At 66.5% G+C, this 16,399-nt stretch carries 13 protein-coding genes; 3 read left to right on the top strand and 10 right to left on the bottom strand.

The window, feature by feature from the left end:
* Position 1: 1 nt before the first annotated feature.
* The 5 genes from nikC to sapR all read right to left on the bottom strand — a co-directional run bounded on the left by nikC (position 2) and on the right by sapR (position 5,190).
* Positions 2–916 (bottom strand): nickel transporter permease, encoded by a 915-nt coding sequence (gene nikC, locus ACV22V_RS08350; protein ID WP_059451140.1) that lies wholly within the window; start codon positions 914–916, stop codon positions 2–4.
* A 66-nt stretch (positions 917–982) separates the two neighbouring features.
* Entirely contained in the window at positions 983–2,053 is a 1,071-nt protein-coding gene (locus ACV22V_RS08345; RefSeq protein ID WP_448013525.1) for an ABC transporter permease, read from the bottom strand.
* 10 nt (positions 2,054–2,063) lie between these two features.
* Entirely contained in the window at positions 2,064–3,665 is a 1,602-nt protein-coding gene (locus ACV22V_RS08340; RefSeq protein WP_448013524.1) for an ABC transporter substrate-binding protein, read from the bottom strand.
* A 64-nt stretch (positions 3,666–3,729) separates the two neighbouring features.
* Positions 3,730–4,293, bottom strand: coding sequence for a D-alanyl-D-alanine dipeptidase (gene ddpX, locus ACV22V_RS08335; protein ID WP_448013523.1), 564 nt, complete (start codon positions 4,291–4,293; stop codon positions 3,730–3,732).
* A 15-nt stretch (positions 4,294–4,308) separates the two neighbouring features.
* Positions 4,309–5,190 (bottom strand): sap1 transcriptional regulator SapR, encoded by an 882-nt coding sequence (sapR, locus tag ACV22V_RS08330; protein WP_448013522.1) that lies wholly within the window; start codon positions 5,188–5,190, stop codon positions 4,309–4,311.
* 389 nt (positions 5,191–5,579) lie between these two features.
* Between sapR and ACV22V_RS08325 the strand changes: the two genes are divergently transcribed.
* Together ACV22V_RS08325 and ACV22V_RS08320 are read left to right on the top strand one after the other, a co-directional pair.
* A complete protein-coding gene (locus ACV22V_RS08325) occupies positions 5,580–6,836 on the top strand; it encodes an oxalate decarboxylase family bicupin (protein WP_059533932.1) in 1,257 nt (418 codons plus the stop codon).
* A gap of 75 nt (positions 6,837–6,911) precedes the next feature.
* Positions 6,912–8,219: an Nramp family divalent metal transporter gene (locus tag ACV22V_RS08320; protein WP_223962059.1), complete on the top strand. Its 1,308-nt coding sequence runs from the start codon at positions 6,912–6,914 to the stop codon at positions 8,217–8,219.
* Between the two features lie 74 nt (positions 8,220–8,293).
* Here ACV22V_RS08320 and ACV22V_RS08315 read toward each other — a convergent pair whose 3' ends face one another.
* The 4 genes from ACV22V_RS08315 to ACV22V_RS08300 all read right to left on the bottom strand — a co-directional run bounded on the left by ACV22V_RS08315 (position 8,294) and on the right by ACV22V_RS08300 (position 13,481).
* Positions 8,294–9,883 (bottom strand): ABC transporter substrate-binding protein, encoded by a 1,590-nt coding sequence (locus ACV22V_RS08315; protein ID WP_448013521.1) that lies wholly within the window; start codon positions 9,881–9,883, stop codon positions 8,294–8,296.
* Between the two features lie 138 nt (positions 9,884–10,021).
* Positions 10,022–10,354 (bottom strand): hypothetical protein, encoded by a 333-nt coding sequence (locus ACV22V_RS08310; protein WP_059533926.1) that lies wholly within the window; start codon positions 10,352–10,354, stop codon positions 10,022–10,024.
* A 247-nt stretch (positions 10,355–10,601) separates the two neighbouring features.
* On the bottom strand, positions 10,602–10,931 hold the full coding sequence (locus tag ACV22V_RS08305; RefSeq protein ID WP_059691307.1) for a hypothetical protein: 330 nt from the start codon (positions 10,929–10,931) through the stop codon (positions 10,602–10,604).
* A 225-nt stretch (positions 10,932–11,156) separates the two neighbouring features.
* Positions 11,157–13,481 (bottom strand): FdhF/YdeP family oxidoreductase, encoded by a 2,325-nt coding sequence (locus ACV22V_RS08300; RefSeq protein ID WP_448013520.1) that lies wholly within the window; start codon positions 13,479–13,481, stop codon positions 11,157–11,159.
* A 152-nt stretch (positions 13,482–13,633) separates the two neighbouring features.
* Between ACV22V_RS08300 and ACV22V_RS08295 the strand changes: the two genes are divergently transcribed.
* Complete coding sequence (locus tag ACV22V_RS08295; protein WP_059533920.1) at positions 13,634–15,055, top strand: aminotransferase-like domain-containing protein; 1,422 nt, start codon at positions 13,634–13,636, stop codon at positions 15,053–15,055.
* Positions 15,056–15,122: 67 nt separating this feature from the next.
* Here ACV22V_RS08295 and ACV22V_RS08290 read toward each other — a convergent pair whose 3' ends face one another.
* Positions 15,123–16,364, bottom strand: a complete 1,242-nt coding sequence (locus ACV22V_RS08290; RefSeq protein WP_448013519.1) for a mechanosensitive ion channel family protein — start codon at positions 16,362–16,364, stop codon at positions 15,123–15,125.
* Positions 16,365–16,399: the final 35 nt, after the last annotated feature.

The following is a 16,399-nucleotide window of genomic DNA, read 5'->3' as shown; positions in this document are numbered from 1 at the left end:
GTCACGCTCCATGACGCGGATCGAAGACGTCGCGCAGCCCGTCGCCGAGCAGGTTGAACGCGAGGCTGACGAGCAGGATCGCCGCGCCGGGCAGCGTCGCGACCCACCACGCGTCGAGCAGCACGTTGCGGCCCGACGCGACCATGAAGCCCCATTCGGGGCTCGGCGGCTGCGCGCCGAGGCCGAGGAAGCCGAGGCCCGCGACGGTCAGGATGATGCCGGCCATGTCGAGCGTCGCGCGCACGATCACCGACGACATGCACAGCGGCACGATGTAGCGCAGCAAAATCCGCGGGCCCGATGCGCCTTGCAGGCGCGCCGCGTGGATGTAATCGGCCTGCGCGATGCGGATCGTCTCCGCGCGCGCGAGCCGCGCATACGCGGGCCACGCGGTGATCGAGATCGCGACGACCGCGTTGATCACGCCGGGCCCGAGCGCGGCCGCGAATGCGAGCGCGAGCACGATCTTCGGGAACGCGAGCGCGATGTCGGTGATGCGCATCAGCACGCTGTCGACGAAACCGCCGCAATAGCCGGCCGTCGTGCCGATCAGGAGTCCGATCGGCACGACGATCACGACGACGAGCATCGCGATGCCGAGCGTGAGGCGCGAGCCTTCGATCAGCCGCGAGAGGATGTCGCGGCCGAGCTGGTCGGTGCCGAGCCAGTGCGACGGCGAGCCGGGCGGCAGCAGGCGGTCGGACAGCACCTGGCGCAGCGGATCGTGCGGCATGATCAGCGGGCCGACGAGGGCGACGACGATCAGCGCGACCAGGATCGCGAGCCCGAACAGGTTGAGCGGATTGGCGGCGAAGCGGCGCCAGCGGCGATATGCGAGGCCGAACGCGGCCTGCGAGCGCGACGCGGGCGCATCGGAAAGCAGCCACGCGCGCAGCGTGAGACGCTCGGCATTCATGATCGGACGACCTTCGGCATGGACGGTGAAAGAAGCAGGGTGGAAGCGGTCATGTCGCGGCGGCCCTCAGCGCGCACGCGGATCGAACACGCGGTACAGCGCGTCGGTCAGCAGGTTGACGGTGATGAACATCGCGCCGATCACGAGCGTCGCGCCGAGCACCGCGTTCATGTCGGCGTTCAGCAGCGCGCCGGTCAGGTACGAGCCGAGCCCCGGCCACGCGAACACGATCTCGGTCAGCACCGAACCCTCGAGCAGGTTGCTGTACGTGAGCGCGATCACGGTCAGGAGCGGCACCGCGATGTTGCCGAACGCATGCCGCCAGATCACGCGGCGCTCGGACAGGCCCTTCGCGCGCGCGGTGACGATGTATTCCTGGCTCAGCTGGTCGAGCATGAAGGAGCGCGTCATCCGGCTCAGGTACGCGACCGAGTAGTAGCCGAGGATCGCGGCCGGCAGCGCGATGTGCGACACCGCGTTGCGGAACACGTCCCACTCGCCCGCGAGCGCCGAGTCGATCAGCAGGCTGCCCGTGCGCGGGTCGACCATGCCGTCGTACACGGGATCGAGCCGGCCGGGGCCGCCGACCCAGTGCAGCCGCGCATAGAACAGCAGCAGCCCCATCAGCCCGAGCCAGAACACCGGCACCGAATTGCCGATCAGGCCGACGAAGCGCGCGATGTGGTCGATCGGCCGGTTGTGCTTCACCGCGGCCGCGACGCCGAGCGGCACGCCGATCGCGATGCCGATCAGCGTCGCGATCGTCGCGAGTTCGAGCGTGGCGGGGAACACGCGTCGGATGTCGTCGAGCACCGGGTTCGACGTCAGCAGCGACATCCCGAGATTGCCGTGCAGCACGTCGCGCGCGTAGATCAGGAATTGCGTGGCGAGCGGCTTGTCGAGGCCGAGCGCGATGCGCTCGGCCGCGTACGCCTCGGCCGACGCGCGATCGCCGAGGATCGCGAGCACGGGATCGATCGGCACCTTGCGGCCGATCACGAACGTCAGCGCGAGCAGCCCCGCGAACGTGACGGCGAGCGTGAGCGCCCAGCGCAGCACGCGCAGCGCCCAGCGTACGGCCGGGCGCCGCGCGGGCAGCGTGCGCAGCGCTTCGAGGGAGGAGGCGGGAGTCGACATGCGGTGAATCTTATTGCTTCTTCAGGTTACGGTACGACACGAGATCGTTGATCGGTCCGACTTCGAGTCCGCTCACGCCGGGCCGCGTCGCGACCTGCGCGACCTTCTGGAACATGATCACGAACGGCGAACGCGCGAGCATGTCCTTCTGCATCGCCTGATACCGTTGCGCGCGTTGCGCGGCGGTCGGCTCGGCGAGCGCGGTGTCGGTCTCCTTCGTCAGTTGCGGAATGTCCCAGCTGTTGCGCCAGGCCAGCATTTTATAGCTCGACTTGTCGGAGTTGTCGGGGTTCCATGCAAAACCCTGCGCGTTGCTGTGCGGGTCGATGTAGTCGGCCGACCATTCGCCGATGTAGATGTCGTGCTGGCGCGCGCGGTATTTCGCGAGCGTCTGCTTGTTGTCGCCGGGGATCAGCTGCACCTTGACGCCCGCCTGCGCGAAGTTCGCCTGCACGGCCTGCGCGATCTCCGTGTACGGATAGTCGTTGCGCACGTCCATCGTCACCGCGAAGCCGTTCGGCACGCCGGCCTTCGCGAGCAGCGCCTTCGCCTTCGCGACGTCGAGCTTGTACGGATTCGCATTCAGCGTGCCGAGGAAGCCTTCGGGCAGGAAAGTCTGGTGCACCTTGTAGGTCGTCTTCACGACGTTGGTCTGGATTCCGGAATAGTCGACCAGCCACTTCAGCGCTTCCTGCACGTCGGGCTTCGCGAGCGTCGGGTTCTTCGTGTTCAGGCCGAGATACAGCAGCGTCGCCTGCGGCGATGCCGCGACCTTCGCCTTGCCGGATTTCACGACCGACGCGAGATCGTCCGGGCTCAGGTCGCGCGCCGCGTCGACGTCGCCGTTTTCCAGCAGCAGGCGCTGGCTCGCCGCTTCGGGCACGTGGCGCAGCACGATGCGCTTCATCGCGAGCGGCAGGCGGTAGCCGTCGAAACGCTGCAGCACGATGCTGTCGCCGGCCGACCACTTGACCAGCTTGTACGCGCCGGAGCCGGCCTCGTTGGTCTTCAGCCACGCGTTGCCGAAGTCGTTGCCTTGCTGGTGCGACAGCAGCAGCTTCCTGTCGAGCACCGACGCGGGCCACGAGCCGAGCACGTTCAGCACGAAGGTCGGCGCGTATTTGTGGTCGGTCGTGATCGACACCGTCTGATCGTCGAGCTTCTTCACGTTCGCGGCGACGTTCGCCTTCGTGAGGCCGATGCCGGTCAGCACGGCGGCCGGACCCTTGTCGAGCAGCACCGCGCGCTGGATCGACCAGGCGACGTCGTCGGCCGTCAGCGGGTTGCCCGAGTGGAACTTGAGGCCCGCGCGCAGCTTGAACGTATAGGTCAGCCCGTCGGCGCTCACCGTCCACGACTGCGCGACGTCGCCGTTGAATTTCGACGGATCGCGCAGGTCGACGCGCACGAGCCGGTCGTACGTGTTCGCGACGTATTCCTCCGGCACCAGTTCGTAGATCTCGCCGGGATCGAGCGTCGTGAATTCGTCGAGCAGCGTGGCCATCACGAACATGTCCTTCGGCGTTTCCGCGCGTGCGGCGGAAAGCGGAACGGCGGCGAGCACGGATGCGGTGGCGAGTGCCGCGACGAGCCGGGAGGTCAGGGGTTGCATGTGCGCTTCTCCATGTGTCGTTGAGGTCGTTGAACGGGAATGGTGAAAGAAACGTGCATCGTCGTTACATCAGGCACCACGGGCCGCTCGCCGCGTTGTCGATCTGCGGCAACGCATGCGAACCGGGCAGTTCGTAGTGCCACCATTCGCTGTCGATATGCGCGAAGCCGGCTGCGCGCATCACGCCGAGCAGCAGCAGCCGGTTGCGTTGCACGGCTTCGGGCAGCCCCGGGTGGAAGTGGCCCGACGCGGCCACCATCTCGTCGAAGCCGGTGCCCATGTCGAGCGGCTCGCCGTTCGCGCCGACGAGCGTCAGGTCGAGCGCGGTGCCGCGGCTGTGGTTCGAGCCGCGGCCGAGATCGGCGACGAAGTTCGGATCGGGCAGGAAATCCCACAGCACCTGTTGCGCCTGCGGCGGCCGGTACGCGTCGTAGATGCGCAGCGTGAAGCCGGCTTGCGCCGCGACGTCGACCGCGCGGCGCAGCGCGGCCTCGGCCGGCTCGAGCAGCAGGCAGTGCGCGCGACGATAGATCGGCTTGCCGGTCAGGTTGCGCTCGGTCGCGTAGACGAGATCGATCTCGACGCGATGCGTGGCGGGCGTGATTTCGACGAGGCGGGGAGACGGCATCGGCATTCGGGGCGCTCAGGATTCGAATTGGTCGAAGGTGCGCTGCAGTTCGCGGTTGCGCGCGACGCGCCGGTCGATCGCGGGACCGAGGCGGTCGACCACGGCGGTGATCAGCAGGTTGAACAGGCACGTGAGCGGCGCGAGCGAATCCCAGAACTGGCCGACGTCGGTCTTCACCTGCAGCAGGTCGGCCGGCCATTCGCGCGCCCACGGGCAATAGAGATCGGTGACCAGCGCGAACGGCTGGCCGCGTTCGGCGGCCGCCTGGCAATAGCGGCGCGCGCTGCGCGAATAGGCGCGCGTATCGGTGACGACGCAGTACGGCCGCTCGAACTCGGAATTCAGCGAGTCGACGTACGAGCCCGACTGGCCGTCGGAATAGAACACGCGCGGGCGCAGGTATTCCAGATAACTGCTGAACGCGTTGCTGATGCCGCGGGTTGACTGGATGCCGAGGATGAATACGGCGTCGGCATGCGCGATCCGGTCCGCGACCTGCGCGAACACGGGGTCTTCCGCGAGCCGGTAGACGTGGCGGATCGCATCGAGCTCGCGATCGAGCGACGATGCAAGCGTGCCGTCGCCATGGTCGCTGTCGCCGGCGTTCGCGTGCGCGCCGGCGGTGCGGCGGTATTCGTCGAGGCGGTCGGTGATCATCCACGGGCGGTCGCTGCCGCCGCGCAGCTCGCGTTTCAGGTCGTCGAGGTTCCGGTAGCCGATGCTGCGCAGGAAGCGACCGACGGAGATGCCGCTGGTGCCGGTCTGCTGCGCGATCTGGTCGGCCGTTTCGAGCCCGAGACGGTCGAGGTTCGCGAGCATGTAGCTCGCGATGCGCTTCGCGGTCGGCGTCAGGTCGGCAAAGCGGGATTCGACGGTATGGGCGAACGCGCAGGTCATCGGGCTGTTAGATATTTGTCATTGGATGATTCGGTGTCATCCATCTAACAAAGCCAAAATCATTCGCGCCAGCGGATAAAAACTATCGTGTTGCGCATGATGATAGTTCCATGGAGGGGCGCCAGAGGGCGGATTCGGCCCACATACCGAACCGCCACACTCATATGCTGTGCATTGACCGCTATCGAAGTACCCACTGCCGCGGCGCCGCAATAATTACAGAATGCCGACCGAATCAGAAGAAATCATTAATTCAGGTTAATAATTCATTTAATTTTTAAGTCGACTTGTATTTAACTTGCGTCACGGCGCGCTGCTTTTCGATAAACAAGAAAGTGGTGAATGTCCGGAGTGAATATTCGATTTTCCGAAATGGTGAAGAGGGAAACATGACGAATCTTTCTCGACGCAGGATGTTGACGAGTACGGCCGGCGCGATCGCCGCCGCAGGCATCGCAGTAACGGCGAAGGCCGCTTCGTTCGGTAATCCGGACAGCCCGCCGGAAGGCGCGATAAACGCGCGCAACAAGCAGGGATTGACCGACCCGGGGCCGCAAAACCCCGCATTGTCGAATCAGTTCCCGTCTTTTCAGAATCCGCCGGCCACCGATATAAACGGCATGCCGTTATTCTGGGCGTCGTTCAATAACGCACATAAACGCATTCAAAACGGCGGATGGGCGCGAGAAGTCACGCAGGACGATTTCGCGATTTCCGAAACCATTTCCGGCGTGAACATGCGGCTCACGCGCGGTGGCATTCGCGAGATGCACTGGCACCAGCAGGCCGAGTGGGCGATCATGCTCGACGGCCGTTGCCGCATCACCGTGCTCGACGAGCAGGGGCGGCCGTCGGTGCAGGACGTGAAAACGGGCGATCTCTGGTATTTCCCGCCCGGCCTCCCGCATTCGCTGCAGGGCATCGGCACCGATGGCGCCGAATTTCTGCTCGCATTCGACAACGGTCGCGCATCGGAATTCAACACACTGCTGCTGACCGACTGGGTCGCGCATACGCCGCCCGACGTGCTCGCGCTCAACTTCGGCGTGGCGGCCGACGCATTCAGGAACATTCCGCTCGACAACCTGTGGATCTTCCAGGGGGACGAGCCCGGGCCGCTCGCGGACGCGCAGCGGGCATCCGCTTCGTCGGCCGGCACGCCGCCGCATCCGTTCATCTTCTCGCTCGGCGACATGAAGCCGTTCAAGAAGACGCGCGGCGGCGAAGTGCGGATTGCCGACAGCACGAATTTCGACGTGTCGAAGACGGTCGCGGCGGCGCTCGTCACCGTGCATCCGGGCGGCATGCGCGAACTGCACTGGCATCCGAATGCGGACGAATGGCAGTACTACCTGCAGGGCGAGGCGCGGATGACCGTGTTCGACACGGGGCCGAAGGCGCAGACGGCGGATTTTCGCCCGGGCGACGTCGGTTACGTGAAGAAGAGTCTCGGGCACTACGTGCAGAACACCGGCAACACCGATCTCGTGTTTCTCGAGATCTTCAAGACGGACCGCTACGCGGAGGTGTCGCTGTCCGACTGGCTCGCGCATACGCCGCCGAAGCTCGTCGAGGCGCACCTGAACATCGCGCCCGACGTGCTCGCGCGTTTTCCGCGCAACCGTCCCGACGTCGTGCCGCTGTAACGCCGCCGCCGCGGCCACGGCCGGTCGCGGCGGCAGATATTAAGGAATCCTTCACCTTGAGAACGGAACCCGACCATGATTCCCGTCCCGAGCAAATCCGCCGGCGGTCTCGCGCTGTCCGGCCTGTCCACCGAGCGTAGCGACGGCGCGGCGCGCGCCGCGCTGGAAGGGCGCCGCACCGGCATCGCCGCGCTGCTGCCGTTCGTCGGCCCAGCCGTGATCGCGTCGATCGGCTACATGGATCCCGGCAACTTTGCGACCAACATCCAGGCCGGCGCCGCGTACGGCTACCGGCTTCTGTGGGTAGTCCTTGCCGCGAATGCGATTGCGATGCTGTTCCAGGCGATGTCGGCGAAGCTCGGCATCGTGACCGGCCGAAACCTGGCGCAGCTGTGCCGCGACCATTTCCCCGTGCCGCTGGTGTGGGGCATGTGGATTGCGTCCGAGATCGCCGCGATGGCGACCGATCTTGCCGAGTTTCTCGGCGGTGCGCTCGCGTTCGGACTGCTGTGTCACCTGTCGCTGTTCGCGGGGATGACCGCGACGGCGCTCGCGACCTTCGCGATCCTCGCGCTCGAGAAGCGCGGCTTCCGGCCGTTGGAAGCCGCGATCGCAGCATTGGTCGGCGTGATCGGCGCATGCTATCTCGGTGAACTTCTGATTGCGCCGCAGGACTGGCACGCGGCTGCATTCCATCTGGTTGTCCCGCAGATTCCCGATCATGCGGCGCTGACGATCGCGGTCGGGATCATCGGCGCGACGATCATGCCGCACACGCTGTATCTGCATTCGGGCCTCACGCAGGATCGCAACGCAACGCGCGATGAAAGCGAGCGGCGCCGGCTCATGCGATTCTCGAACCGCGAGGTCGTCGTTGCGCTGGGCCTCGCCGGGTTCGTGAACATTGCGATGGTGATGATGGCGTCGTCGGCATTCCATGCGAGCGCGCCGGGAACGGCCGACATCGGCGCTGCCTATCACACGCTGATCCCCGTGCTCGGACCAGCGGCCGGCGTGCTGTTTCTCGTCGCGTTGCTCACGTCGGGCGTGTCCAGCTCGGTCGTCGGCACGATGGCGGGCCAGGTCGTGATGCAAGGATTCATCCGACGCCGTCTGTCGGTCTGGGTACGGCGAGTGGTGACGATCGCGCCCGCGTTCGTGGTGGTCGCGTGCGGGTGTGACGTCACGCGTGCGATGGTCGCCAGCCAGGTGGTACTGAGCTTCGTCCTGCCGATGCCGATGATCGCGCTGCTCGTTCTGTCGGCGCGGACGGACGTGATGGGGCGCTACGCGATGCGGATGCCGCTGCGTATCGTCGCCGGCACGGCCACCGTCGTGATCGTCGGGCTGAACGCGTATCTCGTATGGGCCGCGTTCAATTGAACAGCGGGTGTGGCGCAGGTGGGACGACACCGCCCGCGGCAAGCCGGAGCGGCCGCGCGGGCAGCGTCGCGAACTTACTTTTTCAGCGTACGGTACGACACCAGATCGTTGATCGGCCCGATCTCCGGCCCGGTCGTGCCGGGGCGCGTCGCGACCTGCACGACCTTCTCGAACATGATGATGAACGGCGAGTTCGCGAGCACGGCCTTCTGCAGCGCCTCGTAACGCTGTGCGCGCTTCGCGGGCGACGGCTCGACGAGCGCGGCCTCGGTGTCCTTCGTCAGTTGCGGGATGTCCCAGCTGTTGCGCCATGCGAGCATCTTCGTCTTCGACTGATCGGAATTGTCGGGATTCCAGGCGAAGCCGCGCGCGTTGCTGTTCGGGTCCATGTAGTCGGGCGACCATTCGCCGATGAAGATGTCGTGCTGGCGCGCGCGGTACTTGCCGATCGCCTGCTTCGCATCGCCCGGGATCAGCTTCACGCGGATGCCGCCCTGCGCGAAGTTCGCCTGCAGTGCCTGTGCGATCTCGAGGTACGGATAATCGTTTGGCATGTCCATCGTCACGTCGAAGCCGTTCGGCAAGCCGGCCTTCGCGAGCAGCGCCTTCGCCTTCGCGACGTTGAGCTTGTACGGATTCGAATTCAGCGTGCCGAGGAAGCCTTCGGGCAGGAAGGTCTCGTGCACTTTGTACGTCGTGCTGACGATGTTGCGCTGGATGCCGTCGTAGTCGACCAGCCACTTCATCGCCTGTTGCACGTCGGGCTTCGCGAGATTCGGGTTCTTCGTATTCAGGCTCAGGTACAGCAGCGCGGACACCGGCCACGACGCGACCTTGATCTTGCCGGCCTTGGTCAGCGAGGCGAGGCTGTCGGGGCTCAGGTTGCGCGCGGCGTCGACGTCGCCGTTTTCCAGCAGCAACCGCTGCGCGGAGGCCTCGGGCACGTGGCGCAGCACGACGCGTTTCATCGGGTACGGCGCGCGGTACTTGTCGAAACGCTGCAGCACGATGCTTTCGTTCGGCGTCCACTTGACGAGCTGGTACGGGCCCGAGCCCGCGTCCTTGGTCTTCAGCCAGGCGCTGCCGAAATCGCTGCCCTGCTGATGCGACATCAGCAGCTTCTTGTCGAGCACCGACGCCGGACACGCGCTCAGCACGTTGAGCACGAAGCTCGGCGCGTACTTGTGGTCGGTTTCGAGCACGAAGGTCTGCGGGTCGACCGCGCGCACCTTCTGCATCACGTTCGCCTTCGTGAGGCCGAGATCGGCGAGCACGCCGGCCGGGCCCTTGTCGAGCAGGATGGTGCGCTGCAGCGACCACGCGACGTCGTCGGCGGTGACCGGGTTGCCGGAGTGGAACGTGAGGCCGGGGCGCAGCTTGAACGTGTAGGTGACGCCGTCGGCGCCGACCGACCAGGATTGCGCGATCTGCCCGTCGAAGCGCGTCGGGTCCTTCAGGTCGACCCGCACGAGCCGTTCGTAGGTGTTCGCGACGTACTCGGACGGCACGAGTTCGTAGATTTCGCTCGGGTCGAGAGTCGTGAATTCGCCGAGCTGGGTGGCGACGACGAAGATGCCGGGCGGCGTCGCGGCCTGCGCCGGCAGCACCGGAACAAGCGCGACGAGCGCGGCGCTGACGAACAGCCGGGACAGCAGGTGCTTCATGCGGGCTCCGTGGAAAGGGAATCGTGGTGCGATTCTCTCATCGACGGCGGCCCGGATGAAAAAATTCGACGGGCGCGCATGACGGCGCCCGGATGGTGCGGCTTGCGGGCCGGGCGGGGTGCCCGGCCCCGGCGGCGGTCAGATCACGCAGCGCGCGATCGCGAAGCGCATCGCTTCCTCGGCCGGCTCGCTGCCCGAGCCGCGCACGACCTTGACGACCGACCCGTTACCCGATGGCGTGAGCGTGACGAAGTACGAGCGCGACCCGACGGTGATGTCGGTCACGCCGTTGTGCTGCGACTGCTCGGTGCCGGACAGGCGGCTGTCGAGGCAGTTGGCGATCGCGTGGGCCGGGCGCGCGGACGACACGTAGATCATCGGCGCCGGGCCGGACGCGGCCGAATCGGACGAGGGCGCCGAGCCGCAGGCGGCGAGCAGGGCGGCGGGAAGGAGCAGCAGGAATCGTTTCATGATCGGGATCGTCGTGTGTCTCGTGTCGAGGCTGGGGCGCGGGGTACGCGAAACGCGGAGCTTCGCGACGAAACCGCCGGAATCGTGCCGTTCTTGACGGTCGATGCGGGTGGCGGCTGACGTCGGAGTATACCCGCGGCACGTGACGCGAACGGCCTGCTGAAACGATTCGATACAACAACAAGCGCCCGCTGTCGCACGGCGGCAGCGGGCGTTTCAAGCGATGGCGAATCGACGCTTGCCGGCGTTACTGGCCGATCTTGTGGCTGACCGCGTTTTCCTGCTGGTTCAGCACGTGCTTTTCGCTCTGCGTTATGTGGCCGTGATCCTGCGCGGCCATGTCCCGCTCTTCCTGGCGGATCTTGCGGTCGTCACGGTGCAGGCGCGCGGCCTGGGCGTGCGACATCTCGCCTTCCTTCACTTCGTGATGGATCCGGCGATTCTGGTTGGCGAGACGCTGGTTGACCTCTTCGCGGCGCGGATGCGCTTGCTGCCACGGCGTTTCGGCGAACGCGGTGCCGGTCAGTACCGACATCAGGGTGGCGGCGATCGCGAGATGGCGGGTAAGGGCTCGCATGACGTTTTCTCCTGTCGTTGCGCGTCACGAATCGTGCGCGCTTGTCGAAAAAAACGCTGTGCGGGCCCCGGCTGTTGACGTTTCCGGCTGTATCGATTGCAAGTCTTTATTACGGCGTCGATGCGATGCGCTCGCAGCCGTTCGCCATCGACACGAGATCGTCGAGGCGCGCGTCGAGCATCCGCAGCCAGTGCTCGCGCGGCCGAACGATCATAGCTGCCTCCGTCAGGCGGCGGCCGACGCCGGCGCGGCCGTGCGATGCAGCAGCACGGGCACCGATTTCGACGTCGGCGTGTTGCACACGTCGCCGACGCTGTCGAGCGGCACCAGCGGGTTCGTTTCCGGGTAGTACGCGCCGATGCAGCCGCGCGGGATGTCGTATTCGACGAGCAGGAAACCGTCCGCGCGCCGCTCGATGCCGTCGTGCCACACGGTTTCCATGTCGACCCATTCGCCGGCCTTCAGGCCAAGCATCGCGAGGTCGTCGCGGTTGACGAACACCACGCGGCGCTGGCCGAACACGCCGCGATAGCGGTCGTCGAGCCCGTAGACGGTGGTGTTGTACTGGTCGTGCGAACGCGTCGTCATCAGCGTCATCAGGCGCTCGCCGTGCAGCGCGCGGGCGCGCTGGATCGGCGTGTCGGTCGGCAGCGCGTGCGCGATGAAGTTCGCCTTGCCCGTCGGCGTCAGCCATTCGCGGTCGCGCGACGCGACGCGCAGGTGGAAGCCGCCCGGCCGCGCGATGCGCGTGTTGTAGTCGTAGAAGCCGTCGACGGTTGCCTCGATCGCGTCGCGGATCTTCGCGTAGTCGTTCTTGTACGCGAGCCAGTCGATCTCGCCGCTGCCGAACAGCGCATGGCCGATGTGCGCGACGATCGCGGGCTCCGACCTCAGGTTCGGCGACGCCGGCTTGTTCATCCCGTACGACACGTGGACCATGCTCATCGAATCCTCGACCGTCACGCCCTGCGCGACGTTGTCCTGCAGGTCGATCTCGGTGCGGCCGAGCGTCGGCAGGATCAGCGCATCGCGGCCGTGGATCAGGTGGCTGCGGTTCAGCTTCGTCGTGATGTGCACGGAGAGATCGCAGCGGCGCATGCCTTCCCACGTGCGCGGCGTGTCGGGCGTCGCCATCGCGAAGTTGCCGCCGAGACCGATCAGCACTTTCACGTGGCCTTCGAGCATGCCTTCGATGGTTTCGACGACGTCGTAGCCGTGCTCGCGCGGCGGCTCGAAGTCGAACACGCGGCCGAGCCGGTCGAGGAATGCATGCGACGGTTTTTCCTCGATACCGACCGTGCGGTTGCCCTGCACGTTCGAGTGGCCGCGCACCGGGCACAGGCCCGCACCGGGGCGGCCGATGTTGCCGCGCATCAGCATCAGGTTCGTCAGCATCTGCACGGTCGCGACCGAATGCTTGTGCTGGGTGATGCCCATCCCCCAGGTCGCGATCACGCGCTCGCTGCGTGCATAGCGTTGCGCGAGGCCGTCGATCTGCTCGTACGACACGCCGCTTTCGGCCGTCAGCGCGGACCAGCTTTCGTGGCGCAGATCGTCGGCGAACGCATCGAAGCCGGCCGTATGCTCGCCGATGAACGCCGTGTCGAGCACGCGCGGCGCACCGGCGGCGCGCGCGGCATCGTCGAGTTCGAGCACGCGCTTCGCCATTCCCTTGATCAGCGCGAAATCGCCGCCGATCGTCGGCTGGATGAAGGTCGACGCGATGTTGGTGCCCGACATCGTCAGCATCTCGAGCGGGCTTTGCGGATCGGCGAAGCGCTCGAGCCCGCGTTCCTTCAGCGGGTTGATCGACACGATCGTCGCGCCGCGCTTCGCGCATTCGCGCAGCTCGCCCATCATCCGCGGATGGTTGGTCGCCGGATTCTGGCCGAAGATCAGCAGCATGTCCGCGTGCTCGAAATCGTCGAGCGTGACGGAGCCCTTGCCGACGCCGACCGACGCCGGCAGCCCGCGGCTCGTCGCCTCGTGGCACATGTTCGAGCAGTCGGGGAAATTGTTCGTGCCGTAGCGCCGCACCAGCAGCTGATACAGGAACGCCGCCTCGTTGCTCGCGCGGCCGGATGTGTAGAACGCCGCCTGGTTCGGGTCCGGCAGGGCGTGCAGGTGGCGTGCGATCAGCTCGAACGCGTCGTCCCACGCGATCGGCACGTAGCGGTCGGTCCGCGCGTCGTACACCATCGGGTCGGTCAGGCGGCCGTGCTGTTCGAGTTCGAAATCCGTCTGTTCGAGCAGCTCGGCGACGGTGTGCGCGGCGAAGAATTCGGGCGTCACGCGCTTGCTCGTCGCCTCGGCGGCGACGGCCTTCACGCCGTTCTCGCAGAATTCGAACGTCGACGCATGCTGGCGGTCGGGCCACGCGCAGCCCGGGCAGTCGAAGCCGTCCGGCTGGTTCTGGCGCAGCAGCGTGCGGTAGTTGCCGCCGCTGACCTTTTCCTTGATCAGGTTGATCGTGACGGCTTTCAGCGCGCCCCAGCCGGCGGCCGGGTGGGTGTACGGTTCGATGCGCGCGGCGGCGGATTTCTTTTTCATGATGCGTGTGTCGGGGTCGATGCACGGAGAGTACGCGCGGTGCGGCGGCCGCTGTGTGTACACCTTTCGTCTTCAAAAAAGAGTACAGTTGCGGCCAGTCAGGTGGTGGCGGCCGCAACTGTGTTGTTGAAGGGTTGTTGAAAGGGAGGCGCGTGAAGCGTTACGAACAACTGGCCGACGATCTGCAGGCGCAGATCGAGCGCGGCGTGTACCGGCCCGGCGAGCGGATTCCGTCGGTGCGCCAGGCGAGCCGGCAGCAGCAGCTCAGCGTCACGACCGTGCTGCGTGCGTATCTCGTGCTCGAGAGCCGTGGGCTGATCGAGAGCCGGCCGCAGTCGGGCTACTTCGTGCGGGCGCGGGCCACGGCGCCGGCGCAGGCCGAGCTGCACGTGTCGGCGCCGACCGCCGAACCGTCGGCGGTGGACGTGAGTCGGCTCGTGCTGTCGACGCTGCGCTCGATCGCGCGCGACGACGCGGTGCCGCTCGGTTCGCCGTATCCCGATGCGTCGCAGTTCCCGGTGCAGCGTCTCGCGCGCTACGCACAGGCGATCGGCCGGCGCCGCACGCGCTGGGGCGTGATCGACGACCTGCCGCCCGGCAACCAGGAGCTCATCCGCCAGATCGCGCGGCGCTACGCGGAGCGCGGGATCCCGGTCGAGCCGGGCGAGATCGTGGTGACGATCGGCGCGACGGAGGCGATCAACCTGTGCCTGCAGGCCGTTGCAAAGCCCGGCGACACGATCGCGGTGGAGTCGCCGACGTTCTACGCGATGCTGCATGCGATCGAGCGGATGGGCATGCGCGCGCTCGAGGTGGCGACCCATCCGGGCGACGGCATCGATCTCGACGCGCTCGAACGGATTCTCGCGCGCGAGCGCATCGCCGCATGCATGGTGATGCCGAATTTCCATAATCCGCTCGGCTTCCAGATGCCCGATGCGCGCAAGCGCGCGCTCGTCGAGCTGCTCGCGAAGCATGACGTGCCCGCGATCGAGAGCGACGTCTATCACGAGCTGCATTACGGCGACACGACGCCGAGCGCGCTGAAGTCGTACGATCGCGACGGCCTCGTGCTGCATTGCGCGTCGTTCACCAAGAGCCTGTCGCCGCGCTACCGGATCGGCTGGGCGATGCCCGGCCGCTACCGCGACCAGGTCGAGAAGCTGAAATTCCTGAACACGCTCGCGACGCCCGCGATCGAGCAGCTCGCGATCGCCGAATACCTGAAGCACGACGGCTACGATTTCCACCTGCGGCGGATGCGCAAGCAGTATGCGCAGCAGGCGAGCCTGATGAGCGCGATGGTGCGGCGCTTCTTCCCCGAAGGCACGCGATTGTCGCAGCCGCAGGGCGGGTACGTGCTGTGGGTCGAGCTGCCGCCGCAGGTCGACGCGATGAAGCTGTATGCGCGCGCGCTCGCGCAGGGGATCACGATCGGGCCCGGCCACATGTTCTCGGCGACCGCCGATTACCGGCACTTCATCCGGCTCAACTACAGCTATCCGTGGTCGCGGCAGATCGAGGACGCGTTGAAGGTGGTGGGGCGGCTCGCGGCCGAGTGCGCGGGGCGGTGAGCGGCGCCACGCGCGCCGCGATGCCGCGTTGCCGGCGGCGACCCGTTGCAGGCCGCCGCGGCGAGCCCTAGCGCGCGTGCGGCGCCGACAGTTCGGCTTGCGCCGCGCCGGCCATCCGGCGCATGTCGAAGCCCGACGGATGCTGGTACACGCGCAGCCCGAACTCGGGCAGCACCGCGATCAGGTGATCGAACAGATCGGACTGGATCGCCTCGTAGTCGACCCAGGTCGTCGTGTCGGTGAAGCAGTACAGTTCGAGCGGAATGCCCTCGGCCGTCAGCGGCAGCTGGCGCGCCATGCACGTCATGTCGCGGCGGATCCGCGGATGGCCCTTCAGGTAGTTCGCGACATACGCGCGGAACGTGCCGAGATTCGTCAGCTGGCGGCGGTTCGCCTGGCATTCGCCGGCCGCGCCGAGCGTGCCGTTCCACTGCGCGATCGCGTCGACCTTGTCTTCCAGGTAGTCCTTCAGGAGCGTCAGGCGTTCGAGCCGTTCGATCTCGTCGTTGCCGAGAAAGCGCACGCTCGTCGCGTCGACGAACAGCGCGCGCTTGATGCGGCGCCCGCCGGCCTCGGTCATCCCGCGCCAGTTCTGGTAGCTCTCGGTGATCAGCTTCCAGGTCGGCACCGTGATGATCGTGTGATCGAAGTTCGCGACCTTGACCGTGTTCAGCGTGATGTCGATGACGGTGCCGTCCGCGCCGGCCGATGGCATCGTGATCCAGTCGCCGATCCGCAGCATGTCGTTCGACGACAGTTGCACGCCGGCGACGAGGCCGAGCAGCGTGTCCTTGAAGATCAGCATCAGCACCGCCGACATTGCGCCGATGCCCGACAGCAGCAGGCCGATCTGCTTGCCGGTCGCGTCGCCGATCACGACGAGCGCGGCCGTGATGAACATCACGAGCTTGACGAGCTGCATCGCGCCTTTCAGCGACAGGCGCGGCTGGTCGCGCCGGCTCGTGCGATGCGTGTGCTCGAGCGCGGACAGCGTCGCGCTGATCGTCATCGACACCAGGAACACGATCAGCGCGAATAGCACCTTGTCGGCGGCTTGCGCGGCCACGGTGGGGATGCCGGGCACCGCGCCGAGGCCGAGCTTGATCACGACGAACGGCACGATGCGGTTCAGCCACTTGAATGCGCCGAACTCGAACAGCGCGTCGTCGATGCGGGTGGCCGACAGCCGCGCAAGACGCGCGACCACGCGGAACAGCAGGAAATGGGCCGTGGCCGTGATCGCGCCGGCGGCGGCGACCAGGATGAGGATGCCGACGAGCGGCGCAAACCAGGATTCGTTCAGGGTCATAAGGTCAGGCAGGGTCCTTCTCGTGTGTTGAATCT

Source organism: Burkholderia sp. AW33-5, from assembly GCF_053427615.1.
The sequence above is the reverse complement of the archived record's forward strand: the minus strand, read 5'-3'. Positions and strand labels throughout refer to the sequence as shown.